This window comes from Tomitella biformata AHU 1821 (assembly GCF_000524475.1).
In the GTDB taxonomy this organism is placed as follows: Bacteria; Actinomycetota; Actinomycetes; order Mycobacteriales; family Mycobacteriaceae; genus Tomitella; species Tomitella biformata.
Map to the genome: position 1 here is coordinate 1 of NZ_BAVQ01000013.1, position 24,761 is coordinate 24,761.

General features: G+C 68.3%; 28 protein-coding genes. 11 read left to right on the forward strand and 17 right to left on the reverse strand.

Features of this window, described 5'->3' with window-relative positions:
- Nucleotides 1–85: 85 nt before the first annotated feature.
- The 6 genes from TBIF_RS06825 to TBIF_RS06850 all read right to left on the reverse strand — a co-directional run bounded on the left by TBIF_RS06825 (nt 86) and on the right by TBIF_RS06850 (nt 5,196).
- Nucleotides 86–1,102 carry an alpha/beta fold hydrolase gene (locus tag TBIF_RS06825; protein ID WP_024794092.1) on the reverse strand — a complete coding sequence of 339 codons (1,017 nt, stop codon included), beginning with the start codon at nt 1,100–1,102 and terminating at the stop codon, nt 86–88.
- Between the two features lie 124 nt (nt 1,103–1,226).
- Nucleotides 1,227–2,144 (reverse strand): AurF N-oxygenase family protein, encoded by a 918-nt coding sequence (locus tag TBIF_RS06830; protein WP_024794093.1) that lies wholly within the window; start codon nt 2,142–2,144, stop codon nt 1,227–1,229.
- A gap of 74 nt (nt 2,145–2,218) precedes the next feature.
- A complete protein-coding gene (locus TBIF_RS06835) occupies nt 2,219–2,500 on the reverse strand; it encodes a DUF2516 family protein (protein WP_038170183.1) in 282 nt (93 codons plus the stop codon).
- Between the two features lie 88 nt (nt 2,501–2,588).
- Nucleotides 2,589–3,362, reverse strand: a complete 774-nt coding sequence (locus TBIF_RS06840) for a hypothetical protein (RefSeq protein ID WP_024794095.1) — start codon at nt 3,360–3,362, stop codon at nt 2,589–2,591.
- Between the two features lie 44 nt (nt 3,363–3,406).
- Nucleotides 3,407–3,856: a helix-turn-helix domain-containing protein gene (locus tag TBIF_RS23085; RefSeq protein WP_024794096.1), complete on the reverse strand. Its 450-nt coding sequence runs from the start codon at nt 3,854–3,856 to the stop codon at nt 3,407–3,409.
- A gap of 125 nt (nt 3,857–3,981) precedes the next feature.
- Nucleotides 3,982–5,196 carry a DUF445 domain-containing protein gene (locus TBIF_RS06850; RefSeq protein WP_051461400.1) on the reverse strand — a complete coding sequence of 405 codons (1,215 nt, stop codon included), beginning with the start codon at nt 5,194–5,196 and terminating at the stop codon, nt 3,982–3,984.
- A gap of 197 nt (nt 5,197–5,393) precedes the next feature.
- Here TBIF_RS06850 and TBIF_RS06855 point away from each other — a divergent pair, with 197 nt between their 5' ends.
- On the forward strand, nt 5,394–6,107 hold the full coding sequence (locus TBIF_RS06855; RefSeq protein ID WP_038170190.1) for a TetR/AcrR family transcriptional regulator: 714 nt from the start codon (nt 5,394–5,396) through the stop codon (nt 6,105–6,107).
- On the opposite strand, the gene TBIF_RS06860 is transcribed toward TBIF_RS06855, so the two are convergent.
- Nucleotides 6,108–6,332, reverse strand: a complete 225-nt coding sequence (locus TBIF_RS06860) for a DUF167 domain-containing protein (protein ID WP_024794099.1) — start codon at nt 6,330–6,332, stop codon at nt 6,108–6,110.
- Between the two features lie 144 nt (nt 6,333–6,476).
- On the opposite strand from TBIF_RS06860, the gene TBIF_RS23090 reads away from it, so the two are divergent.
- Nucleotides 6,477–6,896: an ArsI/CadI family heavy metal resistance metalloenzyme gene (locus TBIF_RS23090; RefSeq protein WP_038170192.1), complete on the forward strand. Its 420-nt coding sequence runs from the start codon at nt 6,477–6,479 to the stop codon at nt 6,894–6,896.
- Nucleotides 6,897–6,900: 4 nt separating this feature from the next.
- Here TBIF_RS23090 and TBIF_RS06870 read toward each other — a convergent pair whose 3' ends face one another.
- Nucleotides 6,901–10,188: an error-prone DNA polymerase gene (locus TBIF_RS06870; protein ID WP_024794100.1), complete on the reverse strand. Its 3,288-nt coding sequence runs from the start codon at nt 10,186–10,188 to the stop codon at nt 6,901–6,903.
- A 154-nt stretch (nt 10,189–10,342) separates the two neighbouring features.
- Here TBIF_RS06870 and TBIF_RS06875 point away from each other — a divergent pair, with 154 nt between their 5' ends.
- Nucleotides 10,343–11,239: an alpha/beta hydrolase fold domain-containing protein gene (locus TBIF_RS06875; protein WP_024794101.1), complete on the forward strand. Its 897-nt coding sequence runs from the start codon at nt 10,343–10,345 to the stop codon at nt 11,237–11,239.
- Here the strand turns inward: TBIF_RS06875 and TBIF_RS06880 are convergent.
- From TBIF_RS06880 to TBIF_RS06890, 3 genes are all read right to left on the reverse strand, one after another.
- The gene (locus TBIF_RS06880; protein WP_024794102.1) at nt 11,221–11,676 is read right to left on the reverse strand and encodes a HEPN domain-containing protein; all 456 of its coding nucleotides are present in this window, start codon (nt 11,674–11,676) and stop codon (nt 11,221–11,223) included. The two genes, TBIF_RS06875 and TBIF_RS06880, sit on opposite strands and share 19 nt — an antisense overlap.
- Complete coding sequence (locus TBIF_RS06885) at nt 11,676–12,152, reverse strand: helix-turn-helix domain-containing protein (RefSeq protein ID WP_235174559.1); 477 nt, start codon at nt 12,150–12,152, stop codon at nt 11,676–11,678. Before TBIF_RS06885 ends, TBIF_RS06880 begins: the two co-directional genes overlap by 1 nt.
- A 143-nt stretch (nt 12,153–12,295) precedes the next feature.
- A complete protein-coding gene (locus TBIF_RS06890) occupies nt 12,296–13,636 on the reverse strand; it encodes a DUF2786 domain-containing protein (protein ID WP_024794104.1) in 1,341 nt (446 codons plus the stop codon).
- A 144-nt stretch (nt 13,637–13,780) separates the two neighbouring features.
- On the opposite strand from TBIF_RS06890, the gene TBIF_RS06895 reads away from it, so the two are divergent.
- Nucleotides 13,781–14,386 carry a carboxymuconolactone decarboxylase family protein gene (locus TBIF_RS06895; RefSeq protein WP_024794105.1) on the forward strand — a complete coding sequence of 202 codons (606 nt, stop codon included), beginning with the start codon at nt 13,781–13,783 and terminating at the stop codon, nt 14,384–14,386.
- On the opposite strand, the gene sigJ is transcribed toward TBIF_RS06895, so the two are convergent.
- From sigJ to TBIF_RS06915, 4 genes are all read right to left on the reverse strand, one after another.
- Complete coding sequence (gene sigJ / locus TBIF_RS23095; RefSeq protein WP_038170195.1) at nt 14,387–15,301, reverse strand: RNA polymerase sigma factor SigJ; 915 nt, start codon at nt 15,299–15,301, stop codon at nt 14,387–14,389.
- A gap of 22 nt (nt 15,302–15,323) precedes the next feature.
- Nucleotides 15,324–15,818 carry a hypothetical protein gene (locus TBIF_RS06905; protein WP_024794106.1) on the reverse strand — a complete coding sequence of 165 codons (495 nt, stop codon included), beginning with the start codon at nt 15,816–15,818 and terminating at the stop codon, nt 15,324–15,326.
- 540 nt (nt 15,819–16,358) lie between these two features.
- Nucleotides 16,359–17,960, reverse strand: coding sequence for an ABC transporter permease (locus TBIF_RS06910; RefSeq protein WP_024794107.1), 1,602 nt, complete (start codon nt 17,958–17,960; stop codon nt 16,359–16,361).
- Nucleotides 17,957–18,850, reverse strand: coding sequence for an ABC transporter ATP-binding protein (locus TBIF_RS06915; protein WP_024794108.1), 894 nt, complete (start codon nt 18,848–18,850; stop codon nt 17,957–17,959). Before TBIF_RS06915 ends, TBIF_RS06910 begins: the two co-directional genes overlap by 4 nt.
- A 253-nt stretch (nt 18,851–19,103) precedes the next feature.
- Between TBIF_RS06915 and TBIF_RS06925 the strand changes: the two genes are divergently transcribed.
- Nucleotides 19,104–19,427, forward strand: coding sequence for a putative quinol monooxygenase (locus TBIF_RS06925; RefSeq protein ID WP_024794109.1), 324 nt, complete (start codon nt 19,104–19,106; stop codon nt 19,425–19,427).
- A gap of 110 nt (nt 19,428–19,537) precedes the next feature.
- Here the strand turns inward: TBIF_RS06925 and TBIF_RS06930 are convergent, their stop codons facing one another.
- A complete protein-coding gene (locus TBIF_RS06930) occupies nt 19,538–20,107 on the reverse strand; it encodes a TetR/AcrR family transcriptional regulator (RefSeq protein WP_024794110.1) in 570 nt (189 codons plus the stop codon).
- 48 nt (nt 20,108–20,155) lie between these two features.
- Between TBIF_RS06930 and TBIF_RS06935 the strand changes: the two genes are divergently transcribed.
- From TBIF_RS06935 to TBIF_RS23105, 6 genes are all read left to right on the forward strand, one after another.
- Complete coding sequence (locus tag TBIF_RS06935; protein WP_038170203.1) at nt 20,156–20,611, forward strand: PaaI family thioesterase; 456 nt, start codon at nt 20,156–20,158, stop codon at nt 20,609–20,611.
- Nucleotides 20,612–20,799: 188 nt separating this feature from the next.
- Nucleotides 20,800–21,261, forward strand: coding sequence for an NAD-dependent epimerase/dehydratase family protein (locus TBIF_RS25980; protein ID WP_200182834.1), 462 nt, complete (start codon nt 20,800–20,802; stop codon nt 21,259–21,261).
- Nucleotides 21,262–21,276: 15 nt separating this feature from the next.
- The gene (locus TBIF_RS25985; protein ID WP_200182833.1) at nt 21,277–21,525 is read left to right on the forward strand and encodes an NAD-dependent epimerase/dehydratase family protein; all 249 of its coding nucleotides are present in this window, start codon (nt 21,277–21,279) and stop codon (nt 21,523–21,525) included.
- 110 nt (nt 21,526–21,635) lie between these two features.
- Complete coding sequence (locus TBIF_RS06945) at nt 21,636–23,012, forward strand: hypothetical protein (protein ID WP_235174562.1); 1,377 nt, start codon at nt 21,636–21,638, stop codon at nt 23,010–23,012.
- Between the two features lie 82 nt (nt 23,013–23,094).
- Nucleotides 23,095–23,703 carry a type 1 glutamine amidotransferase family protein gene (locus TBIF_RS06950; RefSeq protein ID WP_024794113.1) on the forward strand — a complete coding sequence of 203 codons (609 nt, stop codon included), beginning with the start codon at nt 23,095–23,097 and terminating at the stop codon, nt 23,701–23,703.
- Nucleotides 23,700–24,161 (forward strand): MarR family winged helix-turn-helix transcriptional regulator, encoded by a 462-nt coding sequence (locus tag TBIF_RS23105; RefSeq protein WP_038170207.1) that lies wholly within the window; start codon nt 23,700–23,702, stop codon nt 24,159–24,161. The genes TBIF_RS06950 and TBIF_RS23105 overlap by 4 nt, the downstream gene beginning before the upstream one ends.
- 75 nt (nt 24,162–24,236) lie before the next feature.
- On the opposite strand, the gene TBIF_RS06960 is transcribed toward TBIF_RS23105, so the two are convergent.
- Nucleotides 24,237–24,707, reverse strand: a complete 471-nt coding sequence (locus tag TBIF_RS06960; RefSeq protein WP_024794114.1) for a DUF4262 domain-containing protein — start codon at nt 24,705–24,707, stop codon at nt 24,237–24,239.
- Nucleotides 24,708–24,761 lie beyond the last annotated feature (54 nt).

A 24,761-nucleotide genomic window follows, 5' to 3' on the forward strand; every position in this document is an offset into this window, starting at 1 on the left:
GTGGGAATTTCTTACATTCCCTTCCTTGCACCTCCGGAGGTGTTTGTGAAGGCCTACTCGATATATATCAGCTCGGCACGGCAAGTTAGCTCGTCACCTCGACGAGGTGCCGCAGTTCCGCGTTGAACTCGAAGGGCGCCTCGACGGGGGTCATGTGCCCCGCGCCGTCGAGCACCACATAGCGCTCTAGGGCGCCGGTCGCCCGCAGCATCTCGGCCATCCGCTCCGAGTGCACGGCCGGGGTCAGCCTGTCCGCAGAGCCGACGATCACGGTGGTGGGCGCGGTGATGGCCGCCAGGCCTACCCGCACGTCGACGTCGCTGAGCGCCACGCCCCAGCGGCCGCGGTTGCGGGCCCGGCAACTGCCCACGATGGCCCGGCTGAACGCCACCTGCGCGCGAGTGGAGCCCCCGCCCATCGAGGCATATTGGAAGCCCCAGGCCGGCAGCAGGCCCGCGGCCAGCGGGGCGGAGAGCGCGACCCGGCCCACCGCGTACGCGCCGGGCAGTCGTGTGGGGAAGGGCAGCACGCCGAAATCGTTGAGTAGGCGGTCCGTCGCGGTGCTGGCCAGCACGACGCCACGGCACTGCTCGGACACCAGGCCCGGGTACCGCCCCGCCCAGGCGCTGATCGTCATGCCGCCCATGCTGTGGCCGACCAGGATCGCGCGCTGCCCGCCGGCTACCGCGGCCCGTACGACGGCGGCGAGATCGTCGCCGAGGGTAGCGATGGTGGGCTCGCTGAGGCCGCTGGGAGTGCGTCCGTGCCCGCGCTGGTCGTAGACGATCACCCGGTGGCTCTGCGCCAAATCGTTGATCTGCGCGTTCCACACCCGCGAGTGGCAGGACCAGCCATGGCTGAGGACGATGGGGACGCCGTCGGCCGGGCCGCGCGCCTCCGTGTAGATGGCCGTGCCGTCATCGGCGACCACCTCGAGGATCTCCGGATCGATGGTCGGATCGCGCAGCAGCAAATCCATCGCGCGACGGCGATCGTGGGTGTCCGAGGCCGAGGGGACTCGTCGGCCGCCGCCCCCGAATCGCGTGAGAGCCAGCGCGGTTGCTGGCCGCAAGGGCAGATTGGTGCCTGGAATATTGACCATCAGCCCGATCCTTCTCCGCTCCCACATATCTACCCGCACACGCAGGTGTCCCCCGCGAGAACGCGGGGACACCGTTGTAGCGTAGAACTTTTTCGACCGCGCCGCAGCAATAAAATCCCAGCGCCTAGGCGATGTGCGCCCGGCGCAGCAGCAGTGCGGACGGCCCGCCGATCAAGCCGATTGAGTCCAGGAATTCCACCGTCCCCGCGCAGCCCTCGTGGAGCATCGCGGAATAGTGCCGGTTGTGGCGCGCCGCGCGTCGCGCCTGCTTCGGGTCGAGGCCGACGGCCCGGTACACCTCGGGGCTGACCAGTGTGCGGACGATGAAGAACGCGACACCGCCGAGCGACAGCCGGACATACCAACGTTGCAGCCGAGTGAGCTCCGCCGCCTTGCGGATGGCCTCCTCGCGGGCGAAGCGGATGTGGCGGGCCTCCTCGGTCACGTGGATCTTGCTGACCTCCCGGGTGATCGGCTGGATGCGGGCATCGCGCATGAAATCGCGCTGCATCATGTCCAGGATCTCCTCCGCGAACAGGGTGCCGCCGTAGGCCAGCGAGCCGGTGGACGTGGACTTGAAGAACGTGCCCAGCCACATCAACACCCGACCGGGCTTATAGCTGGGGATCCCGTAGGTTTGCGCCGCGCGGGCGAACATCGCGGAGTGCCGGCACTCGTCGCCGATCTCGGTCAGCGCGAACCGCACATGGGCGCTGGCGAAGTCCTGCCAGTAGATATCCCGCAGGAGCATCTGCATCAGGATCATCTCGAACCAGATGCCGGTGGAGCTGATGCTCGCAGCCTCGTGCGCGGTCAAGGCCACGCGCTGCTCCTGCGACATCGATTCCCACAGTTCGGTGCCGTACAGGCTGCACCACTCCGGCGTCATGCCGTACAGGGCGGGGTCGAGGGGCTGGTCCCAGTCGATCTCGACATTGGGGTCGAAGGATTTACGTGCGGAGGAGTTCAGCAGCCGGGCGGCGGTCTCTTGCCGAGGCGGCCGCGGCGCTGGCGGCTGGACACGATTTCCGGTGATCGACATGATCGACCCGCTCTCGCGAAATGTAGCCAGGACTTCCGGTTACATACATCCAGTATGGCACCGGGCCCGCGAAGTCACCAGGACTTTGGCTGCTGGATCTCGTCGACCTTGGGGCGGACATCGGCCATGTACACGCCGATGGCGACCACGCCGATGACTCCAAACAGGCTCACCGGCCCCATCAGGAAGATCACGATAGTCGACACCGCGAGGATGCCGAGCCAGATGGGCTTGGTCAACTTGCCCACGGCTGGGAACGCGTCCGCACGCTGCCGGATCGCATGAACCACCGCCACGGCCCCGAAAGCGAGGGCGGCGAGCTTAAGGGCGAAGAACAACCACGATACGGTTTGCACCCCGTCAGTCTACGGATAGCAGACGCCCTGGCCACCATTACGGTGTCCAGGGCGTCCGATAACGCTATTCGGCAAGTGCCGAGCTAATTCAGGCCTTCTTGCCCGGGGCCCGCTTGGCGGCGGGAGCAACCGGAGCAGCCTTGGCAGCCGGGGTGGCCGGGGTGGCCTTGGCGGCCGGCTTGCTCGGGGCGGCCGGAGCAGCCCTCTTCGCGGCCGGGGCCTGCTTCTGCGCCGCCTCGGAAACCTTCGCGGCAGCCTCGGTGGCGGACTTCTTCGCCTTGTCGGCGATCTCGGTCACCTTGTCGGCAGCGTCGGCGCCGGCGTCGACCACACGGTCAGCAGCCTCGTTGAGCTCCTCGCCGGCATCGATGCTGGCATCGCCGATGCGGTTGGAGACCAGGCCGCCCAGCTTGGCGGCGCGCTCGCCGACCTCACGGGTACGGGCCGCCACGGTGCCGAGGGCCTCCTCGGTCAGCTCGCGGGCGTCGGCGACATAGGCCTCGGCGCGCTCCAGGTTCTCCTCGACCAGCGGCTGGTGGCGGAGGCGCTCGACGGCCCCCTCGCCGCGCTCTGCGAGGGAGTTGTACAGGTCGGTCGCGACCTGGACGTACGCCTCGGCGACCTTGCGGAGCTCCTCGGGGGTGAACTTCTCGCGGAGGTCGGAGATCTGGGTGGGGACATCCTCGGGCAGCCCCTGCAGACGCTCACGGGTCTCCTCCGCCTTGGCCTGCCAGTCCGCGGTGCGGGCCTCGGCACGCTCGCGCAGCTTGGTGGCGACCTCAGTCACGGCCTGCAGCGCGTAGTCGCCTGCACCGACGGCGGCGAACAGCGGGGTCTTTACATTCTCGATCGGGTTGGACATGTCACGCTCCCTGAATGGGTAGATTTCGGTCGGTCGACCGGTGGTCAATTGACCGGTGCCGTCACCTTGGGATCGGCTCCGGCTGCCTCGACGGCTGCGGTTGCAGCCGCCACGGCGACGTTCTCTCGACAGAAGGACTCGTAGACCTCAAGGACCACTTGCCGCTGCCGCTCCGTCAAAGCGGGGTCACTGAGCACGGCGTCTCGCACCGGGCTCGGCTCACGCTGCTCGAGGATTCCCGCGCGGACATACAGCGCCTCCGCGGACATCCTCAGCCCCTTGGCGATCTGGCCCAGGACCTCGGCTGAGGGCTTGCGCAGCCCCCGCTCGATCTGACTCAAGTACGGATTACTCACCCCCGCACGTTCAGCCAACTGCCGCAGGGAGAACTGCGCGGTCTCGCGCTGCGACCGGATGAAGCTGCCGATGTCCTGCGCGGTGTTGACGACCTTTTCCGTGCCGATCGCAACCGCATTCTCTACGTTCTCAGTCATGGCATCCTCCGTTGGCTACGAACCCAGAATAGCAGATCTGCTAACTATTGCAAGCACGTTGCTTGCACTGGGGTAATTTTCCCTGTGCGATCGATCACGCTGGTCCAGACTGTTTTAATGCTCAACTACCCGCCGACGATGACTTGCGAAACAACGTGAATCACCAAGCCAGCTAGCGCTCCGACCACCGTTCCGTTGATCCGGATGAACTGCAAATCCCGCCCGGCCTGCACCTCGATCTTGCGGCTGGCCTCCTCCCCGTCCCACCGCGCGACGGTGTCGGTGATGACGCTGGTGATCTCGCCGGAGTAGTTCTCCACCACGTATCGCGCGCCGTCTGAGAGCCAGCGGTCGACCTTGCCGCGTGCCGCCGGATCGTCCCGCAGGCGCTCGCCGATACGGATGCTGTACTCGACGAACTTTGTCCGCAATGTGCTCGACGGGTCCCGGACCGAGTCCTCGATCAACTTCTTGGCGATCCGCCACGCCGCCTCCGCCGCCGTCGCGATCTCCTTGCGCCCCATCAGCTCGGCCTTGACCTTCTCCGCCTTGGCCATCGTCGCGGGATCGTTCTGGAGGTCCCGCGCGAAGTCGACGAGGAACGCGTTCATCGCCTGCCGAATCTCATGCTGCGGGTCCGAGCGCACCTTCCAGGTGAACTCGACGATCTCTCGGTGGATCTTCTCCCCCACCATCATGTCGACGAACTTCGGCGACCAGGTCGGCGAATCGCGCGTGATGACCCGGTCGATGGTCTCCTGCGAGCCCAGCGCCCACTCGTACGCCCGCTCGCACAGCATCTCGATGATCGGCAGCTGGCGGTCCTCCTTGAGCAGCTCCTCGAGGACCTTGCCGATCGGTGGGCCCCACGCCGGCTCGGCGAGGCGGCGCACGATGGTCGCGTCGATGATCTGCTGGACGTCGTCGTCCTTGAGCACCGTCACCAATCCCAGCGCCAGCGTCGACGCCTCCGCCGCCACCCGCTCGGCATTGCGCGGCTGTGCCATCCACGTGCCGACCCGCTCGGGGATGCGCGCCGACTCGAGCTTGCCCAGCACCGCCTCCGGCGCCAGGAAGTTCTCGCCGACGAACGAGCCGAGGCTCTCCCCGATCTGATCCTTCTTCTTTCGGATGATGGCGGTGTGCGGGATCGGGATCCCCAGCGGATGCCGGAACAGCGCCGTGACGGCGAACCAGTCCGCGAGCCCGCCGACCATGCCCGCCTCAGCCGCGGACTTCACATAGGACACCCAGCCGTGCTCACCGCCGCCCTCCGAGAGGAGGCACAGCAGGTACACCAGCGTCACGCCCACCAGGAAACCCGTGGCCACGAGTTTCATGCGGCGCAGATCCTTGACCTTCGCAGCGTCGTCAAATGTTGTCAGCACCTAGCCATTGTCGCCGCCGCACGCCCGCCGCGCGCGCTATCGGGGGCCAACGTCACATTCGCGGGAAGGATGACCCGCCACCGCATGCCACCGCATTCCTGGCACCACATACAGTTGCTAGAGACAGAAATCGGCAGAGTTGACAGGCAATGTGGAGCACGGTGACGGACAGCAAGCAATCGGCAGCCCCGGTGATCGATGGCCGGAAGCGGCGCTGGCAGGAACATAAGCTCGCCCGCAGGTCGGAACTGGCCGACGGCGCGCTGGCCGCTATCCGGCGCCGCGGAAGCGACATCGGCATGGACGAGATCGCCAGCGAGATCGGCGTGTCCAAGACCGTGCTCTACCGCTACTTCGAGGACAAGAGCGACCTCACCAGTGCCGCGACGCTCCGCTTCATGGAGAACCGGCTAGCACCCGCCCTCGCTGAGGCCTTCTCCCAGGACTTGGACGAGTTCGGGCTGGCCGAGGCCGCCATCTCCGTCTATGTCCGCACGGTCGCCGACGAGCCGGAGATCTACCCGTTCGTGATGGGAATGAAGGCCACCGGGCCGGGTGTCCGCGACGCCGTCGCGGCGAGCGAGCAGATCGTCGCCGACATGCTCGCCGAGGTCCTGCGCCTGCACCTCGCGCAGCGCGGCCTCGCCACCGAGGGCTCGAGCACCTGGGCATACGGCGTCGTGGGCGCGGTGCAGGTGGCCACCCACCGCTGGATGTCGCATCGCACGACGGACGTCGACGAGCTGATCGAGCACCTGCTGATGCTGGCCTGGGGCGCCATCGAGGCGATCGTCAAGGCTAATGGCTCCCGCGCCCAGTTCATGGCGGCAAACCACATCCTGCCCACGCCTGACCAGAGCTGACTACTCGGACACCTCGAACCGTTTGTGCCGCGAGGTGTGGCCCGAGACCAGCTCCACACGGCTCTTCGACACGCCGTAGTGCTTGGCCAGCACCTCGATCGCGGCCTTGTTCGCCTTGCCCTCCACCGCCGGCGCGCGCACGAAGACCACCAGGGTCCCGTCGTCCTGCCGCTCGACGAGGGGGCCCTTCTTGCTGTTCGGCTTGATCTGCGCGCTGACGATCATGCGGCCAGTATCCCGCACTAGTGGCCACTGCGGCGGACGCCGCCCCCAGACCCTGATTCGATACCTATCTATATTGATATTTCTAGATTCAGAGCGCAAGATGGCATCGACAGTTATCAATACAACGCCATTGGAGTGACCGTCATGTCCCGCGCCCAGCTCGCCCTCAATGTCGCCGACCTCGAAGGCTCGGTGACCTTCTACTCCAAGCTATTCGGCGTCGAGCCCGCCAAACGCCGACCCGGTTACGCGAACTTCGTGATCGCAAATCCGCCACTCAAGCTCGTCCTGATCGAGGGCGAGCCCGGCCAGGCCACCCGCCTGGACCACCTCGGCATCGAGGTGGAGACCGCCGAGGAGGTCGCCGCGGCCACCACCCGACTCAAGGCCGCCGAGCTCGCCACCTTCGAGGAGAATGACACGTCCTGCTGCTACGCGCTGCAGGACAAGGTCTGGGTGCACGGTCCCGGACAGGAGCCGTGGGAGGTCTACGTCGTGAAGGCCGACGCCGAGCAGATGGGCGAGAGCCCCGCCATCGACGGTCCTGCCTGCTGCGCAGGCTGACCTCCTACTGGTAGTTCCGCGACTTCACCGCCATCCTCAGGTCCAGGGGCTCGAGCCGCTCGGCGACCACGCTGACCGCGCCCGTCGCGTTCTGCACCTGCCCGCGCACCAGCAGCGCCGTCGCGGTGTGTGCCAGCTGTTTGTGCCGCGCCCACAGCCCCACCGAGCACACGACGTTGACCATCCCCGTCTCGTCCTCGAGGTTGATGAACGTCACCCCGCCCGCGGTGGCCGGGCGTTGGCGGTGCGTGACGGCGCCGGCGATAAGAACCCGGGAGCCGTCGCGCACCCCGAGCAGCCCGTTGGCCGGCACCACACCGAGCGAGTCCAGGTGCGCGCGCAGGAACTCGGTGGGATAGCTGTCCGGGGAGATGCCGGTGGCCCACACGTCCGCCGCCGCCAGCTCGAGCTTGCTCATACCCGGCAGCGACGGCGCGTTGGCCAGGGTGCCCAGTCCCGGCAGCTTGTCCGGGCGCTCGGCCGCCGCCGCACCCGCCGACCACAGGGCCTGGCGGCGGGTGGCCCCAAAGCAGTCGAAGGCGCCCGCCGTGGCGAGGGCCTCGGCCTGCGCGGTCGAAAGTTCCACCCGGCCGGTCAGATCCAGCATCGACGTGAAGTCGCCATCCGCGCGTCGGGCATCCTCTATCTCCTGTGCCTTGTCCGCCCCGAGGCTGCGGATCCCCGCCAGGCCCAGGCGCAACTGAAGACCGTCGCCCTCGAGGGTGGCCTCGGCCAGGCTCGCGTTGACGTCGACGCCGTGGACCACGACGCCATGCCGGCGGGCATCGGCGACGAGGGACTGCGGGGAGTAAAAACCCATCGGCTGCGCCCGCAGCAGCGCCGCGCAGAATGCCGCCGGGTGGTGCAGCTTAAACCACGCGGAGTAGAACACCAGCGCGGCGAAGGACTGCGAATGGCTCTCGGGGAAACCGAAATTGGCGAAGGCGTAGAGCTTCTCGTAGATCCGGTCCGCCTTCTCGCCGGTGATGCCGTGGAGCTGGCGCATGCCGTCATAGAAGCGCCCGCGCAGCCGGTCCATCTTCTCCGGCGAGCGCTTGGAACCCATGGCCCGGCGCAGCTGGTCCGCCTCGGCCCCGCTGAACCCGGCGACGTCCACCGCCAGCTGCATCAGCTGCTCCTGGAACAGCGGGATGCCGAGGGTCCGGGCCAGCGCGGGCTCCATCGACGGGTGCTCAAAGCTCACCGGCTCCGCACCGTTGCGCCGCCGGATATACGGGTGCACCGAGCCGCCCTGGATGGGGCCGGGGCGGATCAGCGCGACCTCCACGACAAGGTCGTAGAAGTTGCGGGGCTTGAGCCTGGGCAGTGTCGCCATCTGCGCGCGGGACTCCACCTGGAACACCCCGACGGTGTCCGCGCGCTGGAGCATCTCGTAGACGGCCGGCTCGGCGAGGTCGAGCTGCGCGAGGTCCACGGTGAGGCCCTTGTGCTCGGCAACGAGGTCGATCACGTAGTGCAGCGCGGACAGCATGCCTAGTCCCAGCAGGTCGAACTTCACCAGACCCACTGCCGCGCAATCGTCCTTGTCCCACTGCAGGACGCTGCGGTTCGCCATGCGGGCCCACTCGACGGGGCATACGTCGGCGACGGGCCTATCGCAGATCACCATGCCGCCGGAGTGGATGCCCAGGTGGCGGGGGAAGTCCTCGATCTGGCCGGCGAGGTCCAGGACGGCGGCGGGGATGTCATGATGCTCGTCTTTCTGGCCGCCGACTCGGCCCCAGCGGCTGACCTGCTTGCTCCACGCATCTTGCTGGCCCGGCGAGAACCCGAGCGCGCGCGCCATGTCCCGCACCGCCGAGCGCCCCCTGTAGGTGATGACGTTGGCGACCTGCGCGGCGTGGGTGCGGCCGTACTTTTGGTAGACGTACTGGATGGCCTCCTCGCGGCGGTCGGACTCGATGTCCACGTCGATATCGGGCGGGCCGTCGCGGTCCGGGGACAGGAACCGCTCGAACAGCAGCCCGTTGCGGACGGCGTCGACCGCCGTGATTCCCAGGGCATAGCAGACGGCGGAGTTCGCGGCCGAGCCCCGGCCCTGGCAGAGGATGTCGCTGCGCCGGCAGAACTCTACGATGTCCCAGACCACGAGGAAGTAGCCGGGAAAGTCCAGCTGCTCGATCACGGCTAGCTCGTGCTCAATCTGCTTGTACGCCTTGGGGTTCTCCCGCGCGCTGCCGTAGCGCCGGGCCGCGCCGCGCATGGTCAGCTCGCGGAGCCAGCTGCGCTCGTCGTGCCCGGTCGGCACATCGAACGGTGGCAGCTTGGGCGCGATCAGCCGCAGGTCGAACGCCAGCTCGCGGCCCAGCTCCGCCGCGTGCTCGACAGCCCCCGGGTACCGCGCGAACAGCGCCGCCATCTCCGCCCCCGAGCGCAGGTGGCCCCCGCCCGTCGGCGGCAGCCAGCCCGCGGCGTCGTCGAGGCTGCGCCGGGCCCGCACCGCCGCCATCGCCATCGCTAGGCGGCCGTTCTTGGGCGCCGCGTAGTGCGCGGCGGTGGAGGCGATCACGCCGAGGCGGTGGCGGCGGGCCAACTCGAACAGCGCGTCGTTGCGCTCGTCGTCCTCGGGCACGCCGTGCCGGGTGAGCTCGACGGTGACGTGCTCGCGGCCGAAGCGCTCGATCAGCTCCCCCAGCGCCGCCTCCGCCGCGGCGATCCCGCCGGCCGACTGTAGTGCCTTGCGCACGTGGCCTTTTCGGCAGCCGGTGAGAATCTGCCAGTGCCCGCCCGCCGCGTCGGCGAGCCCGTCGAGGTCGTAGCGGGTGTGCCCCTTCTGCCCGCCGGCCAGGTGCGCGGCGGAGATCTCGCGGGAGAGCCTGCGGTAGCCCTCCTGCCCGTGGGCGAGCACCAGCAGATGAGTGCCATCGGGATCCGGCCCGCCGCTGGCCCCGGCACGCTCTCCCGACGCGCCCAAGTTCAGTTCCGCCCCGAACACGGTCCGCATGCCGAGGCCCATCGCGGCCTCGGCAAAGCGGACCACGCCGTAGAGCCCATCGTGGTCGGTGAGCGCGATCGCCTCCAGGCCCAGCCTCGCAGCCTCCTCGATCAGGGCCTCCGGCTGGCTGGCCCCGTCGAGGAAGCTGAACGCCGAGTGGGCGTGCAGCTCCGCGTAGGGCACCGTCGTGCGCGGCGGCGCCACCTCGGGGGCCAGGTACTCCCCGCGTTTGCGGGACCAGGCGGGGCCGTCGCCGCCATCCCCCACCACGGGCGCACGGCCCGAGAGCACCCGCTCCATCTCCGACCAGGTCTGCGGGCCATCGCTCCAACGCATGACGGACCCCTTCCCTGACAACTACGCACGGTCCCCGCCGCAGGGAAGGAGCGGCGGAGAATAGAACGTTCATTCGAATGATACTTTCGCGTGCCCGCCCCGTCAAGACAGCCCGCGTGGAACACTGGGCGGCGCCCTACGACAAGGAGACCCCTTGAACCTTGAGATGGCCATCGTCTCGGTGTATCTGCGCCGCACCCGCAAACCCGTCTGGTCCGATGTCGACCACTTCGCCAAGCAGCTTCGTGCCCCGAAAGCCGACCCGGCGCCCCCGCGCCGGCTGCGGTCCCGACACCTGGTCGAAGAGTCGACGGTGCGGGGCTTCCGCCTCTTCACGGTGACGCCGCGGGCGGGCGCGACCGGCCGCGGCGTGCTGTATCTGCACGGAGGCGGGTATGTGAACTCGATCGCCCCGCAGCACTGGGCGCTGATCTCGAAGCTCGCCGATCAGGGCGCGACGGTGCGCGTGCCGCTGTACGGGCTGGCCCCGCAGCACACGTTCACCGAGGCCTACGAGCTGCTCGACAAGGTCTACGACGGCCTGGCCGCCGACTCGGATGAGCTGGTCATCATGGGCGACTCCGCGGGCGGCGGCCTCGCTCTGGGCTTCGCCCAGACCCTGCGCGACGCGGGCCGGCCGCTGCCCCGGTCCCTGACGCTGATCGCGCCGTGGCTGGACATCGCGTGCCGCAATCCCGAGATCGACGCGCTAGAGCCGCTGGACCCATGGCTGGCCAGGCCCGGCGCGATCCTCGCCGGCCAGACGTGGGCCGCCGGCACCGACCGCGACAACCCGCGGCTGAGCCCCGTGTTCGGGGACATGACCGGGCTGCCGCCGCTGCACGTGTACTGCGGAACCCTCGACATCGTGTACCCGGACGTCAAGGTGCTGGCGCGGCGGGCGCGAGAGGCCGGCGTCGAAGTGGACCTGACCATCGCCGAGGGCGCCTGCCACGTGTATCCGCTGGTGCCGACGAGGGAGGGCCGGAGGGCGCGCGAGCGGATCGTGGCGATGGCGGCGGGGGCAGATGATCAGTACAAACCAAGCTGACCGATGATGTTCTCCGCCGCCGTGACGATCGCCTGAGCGTGTTTGATTGCCACATCCGCCTCATCGACGGCGGCGTCGTCGCCGGGCCGCTCCGGATACTCCAACTCGTTGCGCCGTCTACGCAAAGCGCCGAACTGTCGAAAGCCCGGACCGAATTGTCCACGCACGGCTTCCTCGACAGCGTAGTGCCCCCCTTTCGTCGTGGGCCGCAGTCCTTGATGTGCGAGCAGAGCGGTCACTGCCTGACGTGCCGCGTCATAGGCGAGTACAAAGGCCGAGTCTGGATCCCGCTTCACGGCTATCCTTGCCGTCTCCAGCGTGACCGCCGCCTTCTTCAGGAGCCGCTCGCCGCTAGCGGTCTCACCAGTGAGCTTCTGCAAAGCCCCGGACGCGACGAGCGCGTTGATCTCGTCTTCGCCACGCCTCCAGCGAGCCATTATGCCTCGAACACGACTGTGAACGCCGACGCCCTGATCTGGGCGACGAGCACATCAGCGGGATCCTGATACTGCTGAGCAGTACGCACAACCGGATTGACCTCGATACCGAGCCGCGCCTGCGCCCGGTCGGCCGCATCGTATACATCGGCCCGGTCGACCTTGCCGACCACCAGCACATCGATGTCCCGCGGCGGAGGTCCGGCCGCGCCGGCATACCGTGCCGCCCATGACCCGAAGATCAGCACCTGCTCGACGCCGTCGACTGCGAACTCTTCGGCGATCACCACCTTCGGCCCGAAGGTTATCTCCAGCAACTGGGTGAGGGCTGGAGCAGCGGGGTGGCTGGTGTTGGCCCGCACCAGCCGGTTTCGCCCCAGCGTCCGACTAGTCACAAGGTCCGCTTCGTCAAGACGGACCACCTCGCGATGCAAAGTGGATAGCGGCACCTTCAAGCGCGCAGCAAGATCGCTCACACCGAACTCCTGGTCAGGGTGCAGCATGAGCCACATCAGCAACTCCGCCTGATGTTGCGACCGGAACACTGGCAGCAACGCAGGACCAACACTACGCATAACTGAAAGATATCTCCCACTTAAAGGGATTGTCAATGGTGGCATCAGATCCGCTCCGAGATCCGCTCCCGATGCCCCGTCAGATCCGCGAGCTCCGCCGCCACCTGCCCCGCACGCCAGCCAGCCCCGTTGGTGACGGCGGTCGACGTCTGGCCCACCTCAGGAAATTGCCGCTCGAACACCTCTCCTACCGCTTCGGCCCGGGCCGCCATGATCGGCACCAGTTGCGTCCCATACTGGACCTCCGCCTCCCGGCTGGCCCCCTCCTTCGCCTCCAGCAACCGCTCCCCGATCCGGTGGGCGAAACCGATCAGGAAGGACCGTCGAAAGCTCGGCGCACGGTTCAATCGCTGCCCGCCGCCGGCCTCCGCCATCGCGTTCGATGCCTGCACCAGCAAGGAGGTGTAGAGCAATTCGCACAGGTCCAGGTCCACGGGCAGGCCGACGCAGCTGGCCAGGCCCAGCCCGCCATGCCAGAGCGCCTGAATGCCGTTCGCATTGGCGACGCTATTGAGCAGCTGCATCTTCGCTTCCGGATACGGGTTGTCGATGAGCAGTCGACGCGTGCGCACCTCATCGACGAGCGAGGCGCCATCATCCGCGTCGACGACCGCGCTGTCGAGCGCATAGCGGGTCATCAGGTCCTGGGCCTTCGCGGAGAGCGACTCGGCCTCCGCGGCGAACGTCGTCGACTCCGCCTTCGCCAGCAGTCCGCGGATCCTGGCGAGCACACGCGGATCCGCCCCGCTACGACCTGAGGGCCGGGCGCTCGCGCGGCCCCACTTCGAGGGGACCGGGATCAGAGGCTCCATCCTCGGTAGCCGGCCGCAGTGCCCGAGGACCTGCAGGATCGCCGTCCATGCCTTTGCGGGGTCGCCGCCCTCTGATTGCCGCCAGTGCGTCACCATTGCCTGAGTGGGGAGGAAGGCGGGCAGCTTCATTTCCTCGAGCTGTTCTCGCCACTGTGCCGGAGCCGTCGTGTGGGCGCTGGTGCGCGAGGCGTGATAGCCGACTGCGGTGGTCACCAGGCGCGTAGCCCGCGCATCGAACTCCCTGCGCACACAGTGCACCGCCTCCGCAGGCTGCCATCCGTTCGCGAAAAGACCGTCGAGGGTCAGGTCGAACATTTCCGACAGCCGGGCATCCGCAATCGCGCGATCCGGGTGGGTGTCCCGCTCCGTCAGCTCCGCCACCACGTTGCTCAGATACGCCGCGTGGGAGCTGCCGCGCGCCGCGTAGTCGATCCCGGCATATACCAACTCCTCCACCTCGGAGAGCCAGTTCCCAGCGCCTCCCCCACTGCGACCCCGACCGGACTGCCGCTGATCACGCCGCTGTTGCTTCCGCTTGCGGGCGGCCCGATTCTGCTGGTTGTTGCGGCTCATGATCGTCCCCTTCGATCGGCGTTTGAGCGAGATCTTATTCCTGCCCTCTGACATCGGCGACACAAGCCGGTCACATTCCGAGCCGCCGCCTCGTCCCATTTGCAGGAGGCCCCACCGCGGCCTCCCCGAGCACAGGAGTCCACCATGGCGCGCATCCCCGCAGTCTCCCCCGCCGACGCCGGGCCGATGACGAAGCTGTCCTACCGCATCGCGGCCCGCAAGTACGGCGAAGTGCCCGAGCCGTTCGCCGTGACCCTGCACCACCCCGGCCTCGCCCGCGCTAGCACCGTCCATGAGTTGATGGCTGAGCGCGCGTCGAAAGTGCTGCCCGCCAATATCCGCGACATCGCCGTGTACCGCACCGCCTGGACCATTGGCTGCTCGTGGTGCGTGGATTTCGGCACCATGCTCCAGCGACTCGACGGCCTCGACACCGAGCGGCTCGCCCACATCGCCGACTACTCGACCTCCGAGCTCTACAGCGAGGACGAGCGGGCCGCGATCGCCTACGCCGATGCCATGACCGGGGACGTCGCCACGGAGGTGACGGACGCACAGGTGGCGGACCTCGAACGGCGCTTCGGCCGGGACGGACTAATAGAGCTGACCTATCAGATCGGGCTCGAGAACCTGCGGGCGCGCATGAATTCGGCGCTGGGCATCCATGAGCAGGGGTTCAGCGCTCAGGATTCCAGCACAGGCGCGTGCCGAGTGCCGTGGGCGGATCAGGACGTGACAGAGCAGGGCTAATCACAGCCGGACGCCGCCGAGCTTCGCGGGATTGACCATGTCGTAGCCGGCCCACACGACGCCATCGCGCACGGCGCAGGCGACGACGCGGCGAGTGATCTCGCGTCGCCCGGTGGCGGGATCCCCCAGACGCCCCCGGTGCAGCAAACCGAGTTGCCCGTTGACCAGCACCGGTTCCAAGGCCAGCAGGTCGTCCGCGCCGTACATGCGTGTGAGGCCCAGCAGGAATCGCCCGACGTGGTCGGGGCCGGTGAGGATGTTGGGCGCGGTGCGACTGGTGCCGCCGGCGTCGCCGATGAACCGGGCGTCCGGGTGCAGTGCCCGCACTACGGCGGCCACCTCGCCCGACGCGACCGCGGCCAGCAACGCCTGCACCCCCGCGTCGTGCTCGGCTTTAGGCGCGAGCACTGGCGCCGCCTCCGCGATCCTCCGTGCGCGGGAGGCAGACTGCCGCGCCGCCGCCGCGGAGATTCCCAGCACGGCGGCGATCTCGGCGAAGGGCACACCGAACCCGTCATGCAGCACAAACGCCACCCGCTGGTCCGGGCCCAGCGTGTCCAGGACGACCAGTGCGGCCAGACGGTTGTCCTCGTCGCGCACCACCGCGTCCAGTGGGTCCTGCGGGCGGGCGCCGGACAGCGGGGTGACGATCGGCTCCGGCAGCCACTGGCCCACGTACTTCTCGCGTCGGACGGCCGCCGACCGCAGATGGTCCAGGCACAGCCGGCCGACCACCGTCGTCAGCCAGGCCCGCAGGTCCTCGATCTCGGCGGGATCGCCTGCCCGGTCCAGCCGCAGCCAGGCATCCTGCACCGCATCCTCCGCGTCGGCGACGCTGCCCGTGAGCCGGTACGCCACCGACAGCAGATGCGGCCGATGCCCCTCGAAGCACCTGGCCAGAGTGTCTGCGTCCATTCCGCGATTCTACGGTTTCAGCTCAGCGCGGCGAGCGCGCTAGCCCTTGCGCGATGTACCCGAGGGAGCCCAGGGCCAGCGCCCATTTGGCGGTGCTGATCGCGGACACGACCCGGGTGCCGGTGTCGGTGATGTGCTGGCGGTTGTCGATCAGGTGCCAGCCCACCACGTTCTCGATGTAGTCCCCGGCGGCGGAGGCCACCGGCGCGATCTCGAGGAATCTCCTCGTCCGCGGCGACAGCGGGGACCGGGAGCCCAAGGCCCGCGCCCCGGCCCGCAGCGCCAGCGCGTAGATCACCGGGTGGACCATGTCCAGGGGATAGTGCGCCCGGTATCCGGCCAGCTCGCGCGTGTCCATGCCTTCCAAGACCGCCCGATAGGACTCCGCGGAGGTGGCTGTCTGGATCTTCAGCAGCTTGGGTCCGGCCGGTCCCAATGTGCGGAGGATGTTGGCCTGCGAGACGACATAGGCCGCCGCCCAGCCGAGGAAGACGCCGTCTGACTTTGTGAATGCCATTGGGCGAGGCTAACAACGATCGGCCGGTTTCGGGCCCGACGCCACCAGAGCCGCACGGCCACCCACACATTCGCAACGACCATCGCGCCGTACGGGATCGCGAACACGACGAGGCTGCCGAGGGTGGTCGCCGGCGCGAAAGCGTACGGGTCGCGATGCTCGGGGTGGAGTAGCTCGGCCACCATGCCAAAGAGCAGAAGCCCGATGAATCCAACCGTCGCGGCGTTCACGGCGGACACGATCGACCGCCCCACCCAGAAGCTCCTCTGGAAGCACACTCCGCCGCCACAGGCGATCGCCATCAGCGGCAGGAATACCACCATCCCGAAAACGCTAACCAAGCCGAATCCCGCCAGCACGTCAGGAAGCGGCAGGTCCAGGAGGCCGCAAACGAGCATCAACGCCACCGTGAGGAACCCCAGTGCGACCGGCGCCGACGCCACCCACACCGCCCTGGCGAAGTCCCCTGGGTGCGGCTGTGGCGAGGTGGCAGAGGGAAGTCCGAAGTCGGTCACCGGGCCATACTCCCACGCCCGCGGATCAGGAGGCGCCCGCGATATCCCGCTTGCCGTATCCGGCGAAACCGATGGCGACCAGCGCCGCCGCGATCACGATCAGCACCACCGATCCCACCCAATCCACACCTGGCACAAGCACATTCGGGGTGAACCATAGCGGGCTGATCGCCAGCACCCAATCCCACAACCGGAACATTGGGCCCAGGATCGTCAGCGCGAAGGTACTCACCACCCCCAGCCAGGCGAGTTCCCGAAACCTCGGCGCCGCGCCCACAAACGCCACGCCGAAGCCAGTGAGCAGCCACACCGACGGCACGGTCGCGACTGCCTGGAGCACCACGTCGCCAACCCCGATCCCGGCGGTCCCCCGCGCCGCCGCGATCGCCCCGATCCCCACCCCGCCCACCACCATCGCCAGCGCCGGACCGACCAGGGCCAGCACCACGTGGGTGGCAAAGTACCGGGTCCGCGTCACCGCCCCAGCGAGGACCAGCTCACCGCGCCCGGCCACCTCCTCCTCGCACACGCGAAGGACGAGCTGCAGGCCGTAGGCGGCGGCGAGGATCGCGAGGATCTTGAGTAGCGTGCGGATGTACTCGAAGGTGAGGTTCGACGACGCCCCGCCGGCGGTGAGCAGCCGCACCAGCTCGGCGTTCCCGGTGAACAGGTCTGCTATCGAGCCGAACAGGAAGCCGAACACGACGCCCAGCACCACGAACCCGGCGGTCCATGCGCACACCGTGCCCCGCTGGAGGCGCAGCGCGAACCCCCACACGCTGGTGACGATCCCCCCGCGGCCTCGGCCTGGGGTGGAAGGGAGCAGGCCCATGCCAAAATCTCGCCGGGCGAGCAACGCGGTGGACACGGCCACGAGCACCACAGCCAGCGCCAGGCACAGCAGCAGCGGCCACAGGTTGCTCTCCGCGGCCGGGCGTACCCGCTGGGTCCACCCGAAGGGCGTGAGCCAAGTCGCCCACCCCGCGCTGCCACTCGCGTCGACATAGCCGCGGACCAGGTATGCCGCGCCGATGGTGGAGACGACGATGGTGGTGGCGGTGCGCGCGTCGGACGCGAGCTGCGCGGCGACCGCGCCGAGGCCCGCGCCCATCAGCCCGCACGCGGTGAAGGTCAGCGCCAGGGCTAGCGTGGCGGTGACTCCACCGCCCGCGGCGCAGGTGACGGCCAGGCAGACGAGCCCGAGGACCACAGACGCGAGCCCCGCCAGCCCGACCGCGACCAGCAGCCTCGTGTGCCGGCCCACGACGCCCGACGCGATCAACTCGTCGCGCCCGGAATCCTCGCTGGCCCGGGTGTTGCGCACCACGATCAGACCGCCCATGACCGCGGCGAACAGCCCGCCGAGCGCCAAAGCCCGCCAGGTGTTGAAGCCGTCTGCCGTGTCCAGGTTCCCGGCCGGGCCGAACAGGAGGCTGAACACCGGATTCGAGCCGAGGGTGATGGAGAGAGCCTTGCGCTGGGCCGGCGTCGTGAAGATCCAGTTGTAGCCGAGGATGGAGCTGGCCGAGAGCGCTGTGATCAGCACGATCCAGGGTGCGATGCGTCGAATGTCCTGGCGCGCCGTGACTTTGAGCAGTGGCTGGAAGCCCGCCAGCAGGCTGCTCACCCGGCCAACTCCTCGCCGTAATGTCTCAAGAACAGCTCCTGCAGTGAGGGCGGCTCCACGGTCAGCGCCGTGATGCCGCGGGCGCTGAGCTCCGCGATCACCGGCCCGAGGTGCTCGACGTCGACCGACATCCGCACCCGCTCCCCGTCCACCCGCAGTTCCCGCACCCCGGGCAGCCCGTCGAGCCCGGCGTTGCCTGCGCCCAGCACCGCGGTCACCGTCGTGCGTGTGTGCTTGCGCATCTGGGCCAGCGATCCGGTCTCCACCACGACGCCGTCACGGATGATGCTCACCCGGTCTGCGAGCGCCTCAACCTCGCTGAGGATGTGACTCGAGAGCAATACCGTGCGCCCACGGGCCTTCTCCGCGAGGATCTCCTCCTGGAAGACGGCCTCCATCAGCGGGTCCAGGCCGGCGGTGGGCTCATCGAGGATCAGCAGTTCCACGTCCGAGGACAGCGCCGCGACGATCGCGACCTTCTGCCGGTTGCCCTTCGAGTACGTGCGGCCGCGCTTGGTGGGGTCCAGCTCGAAGCGCTCAAGGAGCTCTGCACGCCGGGACTCGTCGAGCCCGCCGCGCAGCGCGCCGAGCAGGTCGATGGCCTCTCCGCCGGACAGATTCGGCCACAGGCTGACATCGCCCGGCACGTAGGCCAGCCGGCGGTGTAGCGCGACGATGTCCCGCCAGGGGTCACCGCCGAGCAGCTCGACGTGGCCGGCGTCGGCGCGCAGCAGCCCCAGCAGCACGCGCAGGGTGGTCGATTTCCCGGACCCGTTCGGCCCGAGGAAGCCGTGCACCTCGCCGGGCTTGACCTCCAGGTCCAGCCCGTCGAGCGCCGTGAACTTGCCGAAGCGCTTGACGAGCCCCTCTATCTGGATCACGGGTTCCATGGCTGTGACGCTACGAGCTTGACCCACCGGGCGTCGCCGGTATCGGAGAACCACGCTGGTCGATGCGTTGGGCCGAGAAAAGGCCGAACACGATCAGGCTCAGGCTCAGGAATGCCGCCAGCACGCACCAGAGGGACGAGTAGTCGGCGGCCTCGAGGAGCACCTGATCGGGCTCCTGCGCCGCGTAGGATTGCCCGCGGGACGCGCCCGACGGACCGAATCTACCTGCGCGTCCAGGACACTAAGGAGCGTCATGATCTTCATCGTCGTCAACTTCCAGGTGAAGCCCGAGCTGGCCGACACCTGGCTGGACCTAGTTGCGCCGTTCACCGCCGCCACCAGGGCTGAGGACGGCAACTTGTGGTTCTACTGGTCACGCGCCGTCGAGGACCCCAACCTGTTCGTGCTCGTCGAGGCGTTCCGCGACGAGGCCGCCGCGGTCACGCACGTGCAGGGGCAGCACTTCATCGACGCGATGCGGGACTTGCAGCCGGCCCTCACCGAGACGCCGCGGATCATCAACACCGTTATCGAAGGCACCGAGTGGTCGCTGATGGGCGAGCTCACCGTCGACTGACGGCTCCGCCAGGGAGTACAACACGAAGTTCGACGCGTCACTGCCCGGCGACACGAGGCCGGGACCCTCAGCTACCTGAAGCGGCTCGCGGCCAAGATCGCCCCGCTGCGCTAGGTGCCTGTGTGCCGCTCGATCAGCTCCACCAGGTGCCCACTGACCCGGTCGAGCGGGTCGGTGGACTGCCCGGCGAGCGAGAGCATGACAGCGCCCTCGATCGATGAGATAGCCAGCGTCGCAAGTGATTCCGCGATGGCGTCGTCCGCCCCGTCGCGCCGCAGGCTCGCCGTGAGCACCCGCTCCCAATCCGCGATGGCCGTTCCCGCCTCGTCCGCGGCCCCGGGCGCCTCCGAGCGGCCGAGCGCGGCGCCGACGACGGGGCATCCGGACTCGTAGCCGCTGCCGGCGATGACCCCCTTCCACTGCTCTACGAACGCCCGCATCGCGTCCGCGGTGGGCCGGCCGTCGACCAGCGCGGCCAACCGGGCGGTCATGAACTCGCCCGCGGTGCGGGTGGAGACCTCGATCAGCTCGGCCTTGCCGTGCGGGAAGTGCTGGTAGATCGAGCGCCGGGCCGCCCCGCTGTGCTCGAGCAGCTCCGTGAGCCCGGTGCCCGCCACTCCTTTGCGCCGCACCAGCTCGATCGCGCTCATGACCAGCCGCTCGCGCGGACCTGCCGTCATCGGACCTCCCGTTGCCAATATACCGATCAGTCTACTATCGTCACCGCCATGACCTCGCAGACATTAAACCCCGCCTCCATGTCCGGCCTCGAACTCCTGCGTTGGATGACCACGCAGGAGGATCCCCGCCCCGGCATCGGCAAGCTCCTCGGCATGGTCCCGCGGACCATCGAGCACGGCGAGGTCTCGTTCGCGATCACGCCGCGCGCCGATTTCTCCAACCCTCTCGGCTCCGTGCACGGCGGCATCTGCGCGACACTGCTGGACTCCGTGATGGGCTGTGCCGTGCACTCGACGCTGCCGGCCGGCGTCGGCTACACGACGCTGGAGCTCAAGCTCAATTACATCCGCACCGTTCCCCTGGACGCCGAGGAGATCACCGGGCACGGGACCGTCATCCACGTCGGCCGCACCACTGCCACGGCCGAGGGCAAGGTCTTCGACAGCGCGGGCCGCCTCGTCGCGCACGGCACCACGACGTGCCTGATCATGCGGCCGAACTGACGCCCTAGTTCGGAGCCACGCCCATCAGCGGCTGCGGCGCGCGAACTGGTCGGCGTATCGTTTAGGTCACCAATTGCCGGACCGCCGACAATCTCCACGTCCCCTCACAAGCTCCCGTACTCCCCGACGGCCCGACCCTCCTTTCACTGGCGTGGGCGGCCGATGCGGAAGCACGGAAGGTGGTTGTCATGCGGGTATTTGTGGCAGGTGACGCGGGGGTTGTGGCGCGGTATCTGGTGCCCAGACTGGTCGACCGGGGCCATCAGGTGACGGCCACGACGACGGATGCCGCCAAACTCGACTCCCTGCGGCAACTCGGTGCCGACGCCGTCGTGATGGACGGGCTCAACGCGTCGTCGGTCAGCGCGGCGGTCGTCGCGGCCCGGCCGGAGGTGATCATCCACGAGATGACGGCCATCTCCGACAAGCCCGACATCAAACACATGGACCGCTGGTTCGCCACGACGAATCTGCTGCGCACCGCGGGGACGGACCACCTGCTGGCCGCCGCAGTCCTCGAGGCCGGCGACGCGGACGACCAGCTCGAGCTCGTCCGCAAGCGCCAGTTCCCACTGGTGGGGCAGGGCACCGGCCACAGCTCGTGGGTGCATCTCGACGACGCCGCGAATGCGACCGTGCTCGCGGTGTAGCAGCATGCCACCGGCGTGTTCAACGTCGTCGACGACGAGCCCGCCCCCGCCCGCGAATGGCTCCCCTACCTGGCCTCGTGCGCCGGAGCGAAGCCGCCGATCCATGTGCCCGCATGGATCGCCCGGATGCTCGCCGGCGACGCGGCGGTGACCATGATGACCGAGGGCCGCGGCTTCTCCAATGCCAGGGCGAAGCGGGAGCTCGGCTGGGAGCTGCGCTGTCCCTCCTGGCGCCAGGGCTTCAAGGAGGGCATCGCCGCATAACCTCATGCACTCCCCACCACCTCGGCGAATCCGCTACCGTGGCCAGATGCCGACACGTCGAAAGTATGTCCAGGCCCGCTGAGCCCGGCGGCGCGCTTGACCGCTCCGCTATGACCAGACTCCTGACCACACAGTTCGCCGATCGCATCGCCGTCTACCGGGAACTGCTGAACCATGTCGCCGCCACTGGTTGGCCCTCGCACCCGGATCCGCGGTGGCCCGTCGACACCGACACTGTCGAGGGTCCGTCGCTGACCACACCACATCTGCGGATCCACGTCGCTCACAGCTATCAGGATGGCGCGGACGTGGGCTCGTTCCCGGCGGGCGTGGAGCCTGTGTGCCTGCGGATCCACGTGCAGGGATATTCCGACCAGTACCCCGATCGCGAGGCCGCGGGAACCGACCTCGCGGACGCGGTCCCAGAGGAAGAGGGTGAGGCCTGGGCCCGCGCGTTGCTGGGGCAATGGTCGGACTACGCGTACGAGCTGACTCGGCAGGCCGACGCGGGCGAAGCACGCAGCAGAATGTGGTTCAAGCAGCGGATCTACGTGTTGTTCCTGGCGCCCGACGGCACACCGCTACTCGCGCCGGACAACACCGCATGGCCCCGGATCTGGGAAAGGAACACTGGCGCGCGGAAACTCGACCCAGACCCGTCGTCGACCGAATTGCTCGCGCATATCGCGCAGTTCGGCCCGTATGCGGTGACCGAGGGGATCCGGGATCCCCACACCGAGCCCGACGGCGGTTGGCGGTTAGCGATGACCGGCCTGCCCCTCGACGGACTCACCGACACCTCGGCCGCCACGGCGCGGCAATTGCGAGATGCCGTCCGGGTCCGCGGCGCGGTGGACTCGAAGTTCCGTCCGATCCGAGTGCACCTCGAGCGCGCTACCGCCGTCGTGCACTTCCGGTGGGCCCGCAATCCGAACACCTTCGCCGTGACCTTGCGGTTGCCCCAGACCCGGGGCGAACTACCTGGTCCACCCATGGACACTCCCCGCGGAGTCGCCTACGAGGCATTGGGGCGCTGGCAGGAAGGTCTGCGCACGGGGTTCCTCGTCAGGGGCACCCGACGTCGAATCTACGGAGTGATCCACCTATCGGCGCCGCCTCACACACCCGGTCCACGCTCGCGTGAGTTCGGCATTGCCGAGGTCCTCCCGCTCGCATGGGGTAACGCCGAGGTTCTCGCGGTGTGGCTTGAGGCCTACGTGAACAACGAACAGGGACTGCCGTTTGTCGGGCAGGCCGCGGCCCGCTGGTCGGACGAGACCACCGCGCACGTGGAGGTGCTCGAGGTGACGGCTGGGACTCCGGACACGGTCGTCGCGCAGCTCGCGCACGCCATCACCCACCGCCTGGCGGACCTCGGCGCGGAGACGATCGAGACCCCCTTCCGCGACGAGCACCTTGTCGCGCTCGGCTATGTGGCGCGGCCCGACGGACAGGGCATGGCGCTAGACGTCACCTCGATGCCGTGACCGGCAGACCCGGCCAATGCCCGCCTCCCTGATGCCGTCGGCCTATTGACAACATGTTGTCACAGTGACAGCATGTTGTCTTATGGAAACCGTGCATGTAGCCCTCTATGACACCTTCGTGGATTGGGAGATCGGTCTCGCCATCGACCACCTCAACAAGCCGACCTGGCATAAGCGCCCCGGCCGATTCACCGTCCAGACGGTGGGGCTGACCCGCGATCCGGTCGTGACGATGGGCGGCCTGCGGGTGCTCCCCGACCTCACGCTGGACGAGCTGCAGCCCCGGGACAGCGCGATGCTCATCCTCACGGGCAACGACATCTGGCCCACCGAGCAGTTCGCACCCTTCGCCGCGAAGGCCCGGGATTTCCTCGACGCAGGCGTCCCGGTGGCCGCGATCTGTGGCGCCACCGGCGGACTCGCCCTGGCCGGGCTGCTCGATGACCGCGAGCACACCAGCAACGCCGCCGAGTTCCTCAACGGCGTCGGCTACGCCGGCGCGCACTTGTACCGCGACCGGCCCGCCGTCACCGACCGCGACCTCATCACCGCCTCCGGCACCGCGCCAGCCCACTTCGCACGAGAGGTCCTCGAGCGCCTCGACGTGTTCGAGCCGCACGTGCTCGCTTCGTGGTTCAAGCTCTACGGCGACCGCGACCCGGCCGGATTCTTCGAGTTGATGGCGGAGTGAGCGCACGTGCCAAACAGGATCGGGCTGAGCAGGATCTCCTCAGTGGCCTCGCCCTGGGCGCGTTCCGGCTCAACGGCCAGTTTCTGGAGATCGCGGAGGACCTCGCGCGGCCGGCCGGTCTGACCGCGGCGTGGTGGCAAGTCCTCGGCGCAGTCCTCGACCGGCCGCTGCCCGTTGCGGATATCGCCCGCACGATGGGCATCACCCGACAGAGCGTGCAGCGCATCGCCAACCTTCTCGTAGAGAAGGGCCTCGCCGAGTATCAGCCCAATCCCGCGCATCGCCGCGCCAAGCTCGTCGCGCCCACCGAGCAGGGATTTGAGGCGATCGCCAAGATCAACCCCACCCACTCCGCATTCGCCGGCCGACTCGCCCAGGCGATGGACCCAGCGGAGCTGGCGGATGCGCTGTCCGCGATCCACCGGCTGTCCGCCGCGCTCGAGAGGCTGGCCGACTAGGAAAACCTACGTGCAAGGTCCTCGCTAGGGGGCGATATCCTCGCGGGTCACCTCGATGCCAAACCCGAGACACGCTCACGTCACGTCCGGAGCCACTCCCATCAGCGGCTGCACATTTGCCGGAAACCCGTAACCGGCCTGCCATGGGAAGCGCCCCTCCTTGTCCGGCCACACCAGCTGGATCGCACGGACCTGGCCGTATATCTGTGCCGCCACCCTCAGGTCGATCGGCAGCAGAACCTCGATCGCCACCATGTCGAAGCGCTTGATCAACCTGCCAACCTCCTGGCCGGCGGCGAATTCGCCCCGCTCGATCATCTGCGTGGCGGCCGAGTTCACGATATTCCCCGCAAGCCCGACATCGAGCCCGTAAATCACGAGCTCCGGCAGCCTCTTCGCGGTCAGCCCGACGGTGTACGCGAACGGCGCCGCCTCGGTCTCAGCGTCGCCGAACACCCCCTGCACCGCCCAACCGTGCTTGGCGATCTTGTCGAGCATGTCCTGTAGCTCTGCTTCTTGCCACTTGCGCAGCTGTTCAGCATTCATGATCGTTCCCTTCCTCGTGATGTGTCCGCCCGCTCCCCGGCCCATGACCACGGC

What these genes read in the sequence shown, in the direction of transcription:
- TBIF_RS06935 (WP_038170203.1), top strand. Translation starts at nt 20,156, where the DNA reads ATGACCTCGCAGACATTAAACCCCGCCTCCATGTCCGGCCTCGAACTC.
- sigJ (WP_038170195.1), bottom strand. Translation starts at nt 15,301, where the DNA reads ATGGACGCAGACACTCTGGCCAGGTGCTTCGAGGGGCATCGGCCGCAT.
- TBIF_RS06930 (WP_024794110.1), bottom strand. Translation starts at nt 20,107, where the DNA reads ATGACGGCAGGTCCGCGCGAGCGGCTGGTCATGAGCGCGATCGAGCTG.
- TBIF_RS23090 (WP_038170192.1), top strand. Translation starts at nt 6,477, where the DNA reads ATGTCCCGCGCCCAGCTCGCCCTCAATGTCGCCGACCTCGAAGGCTCG.
- TBIF_RS06850 (WP_051461400.1), bottom strand. Translation starts at nt 5,196, where the DNA reads ATGAAACTCGTGGCCACGGGTTTCCTGGTGGGCGTGACGCTGGTGTAC.
- TBIF_RS06895 (WP_024794105.1), top strand. Translation starts at nt 13,781, where the DNA reads ATGGCGCGCATCCCCGCAGTCTCCCCCGCCGACGCCGGGCCGATGACG.
- TBIF_RS25980 (WP_200182834.1), top strand. Translation starts at nt 20,800, where the DNA reads ATGCGGGTATTTGTGGCAGGTGACGCGGGGGTTGTGGCGCGGTATCTG.
- TBIF_RS06960 (WP_024794114.1), bottom strand. Translation starts at nt 24,707, where the DNA reads ATGAATGCTGAACAGCTGCGCAAGTGGCAAGAAGCAGAGCTACAGGAC.
- TBIF_RS06880 (WP_024794102.1), bottom strand. Translation starts at nt 11,676, where the DNA reads ATGGCTCGCTGGAGGCGTGGCGAAGACGAGATCAACGCGCTCGTCGCG.
- TBIF_RS06840 (WP_024794095.1), bottom strand. Translation starts at nt 3,362, where the DNA reads ATGTCCAACCCGATCGAGAATGTAAAGACCCCGCTGTTCGCCGCCGTC.
- TBIF_RS06905 (WP_024794106.1), bottom strand. Translation starts at nt 15,818, where the DNA reads ATGGCATTCACAAAGTCAGACGGCGTCTTCCTCGGCTGGGCGGCGGCC.
- TBIF_RS06860 (WP_024794099.1), bottom strand. Translation starts at nt 6,332, where the DNA reads ATGATCGTCAGCGCGCAGATCAAGCCGAACAGCAAGAAGGGCCCCCTC.
- TBIF_RS06950 (WP_024794113.1), top strand. Translation starts at nt 23,095, where the DNA reads ATGGAAACCGTGCATGTAGCCCTCTATGACACCTTCGTGGATTGGGAG.
- TBIF_RS23085 (WP_024794096.1), bottom strand. Translation starts at nt 3,856, where the DNA reads ATGACTGAGAACGTAGAGAATGCGGTTGCGATCGGCACGGAAAAGGTC.
- TBIF_RS06890 (WP_024794104.1), bottom strand. Translation starts at nt 13,636, where the DNA reads ATGAGCCGCAACAACCAGCAGAATCGGGCCGCCCGCAAGCGGAAGCAA.
- TBIF_RS06830 (WP_024794093.1), bottom strand. Translation starts at nt 2,144, where the DNA reads ATGTCGATCACCGGAAATCGTGTCCAGCCGCCAGCGCCGCGGCCGCCT.
- TBIF_RS06825 (WP_024794092.1), bottom strand. Translation starts at nt 1,102, where the DNA reads ATGGTCAATATTCCAGGCACCAATCTGCCCTTGCGGCCAGCAACCGCG.
- TBIF_RS06925 (WP_024794109.1), top strand. Translation starts at nt 19,104, where the DNA reads ATGATCTTCATCGTCGTCAACTTCCAGGTGAAGCCCGAGCTGGCCGAC.
- TBIF_RS06855 (WP_038170190.1), top strand. Translation starts at nt 5,394, where the DNA reads ATGTGGAGCACGGTGACGGACAGCAAGCAATCGGCAGCCCCGGTGATC.
- TBIF_RS06945 (WP_235174562.1), top strand. Translation starts at nt 21,636, where the DNA reads ATGACCAGACTCCTGACCACACAGTTCGCCGATCGCATCGCCGTCTAC.
- TBIF_RS06870 (WP_024794100.1), bottom strand. Translation starts at nt 10,188, where the DNA reads ATGCGTTGGAGCGATGGCCCGCAGACCTGGTCGGAGATGGAGCGGGTG.
- TBIF_RS06915 (WP_024794108.1), bottom strand. Translation starts at nt 18,850, where the DNA reads ATGGAACCCGTGATCCAGATAGAGGGGCTCGTCAAGCGCTTCGGCAAG.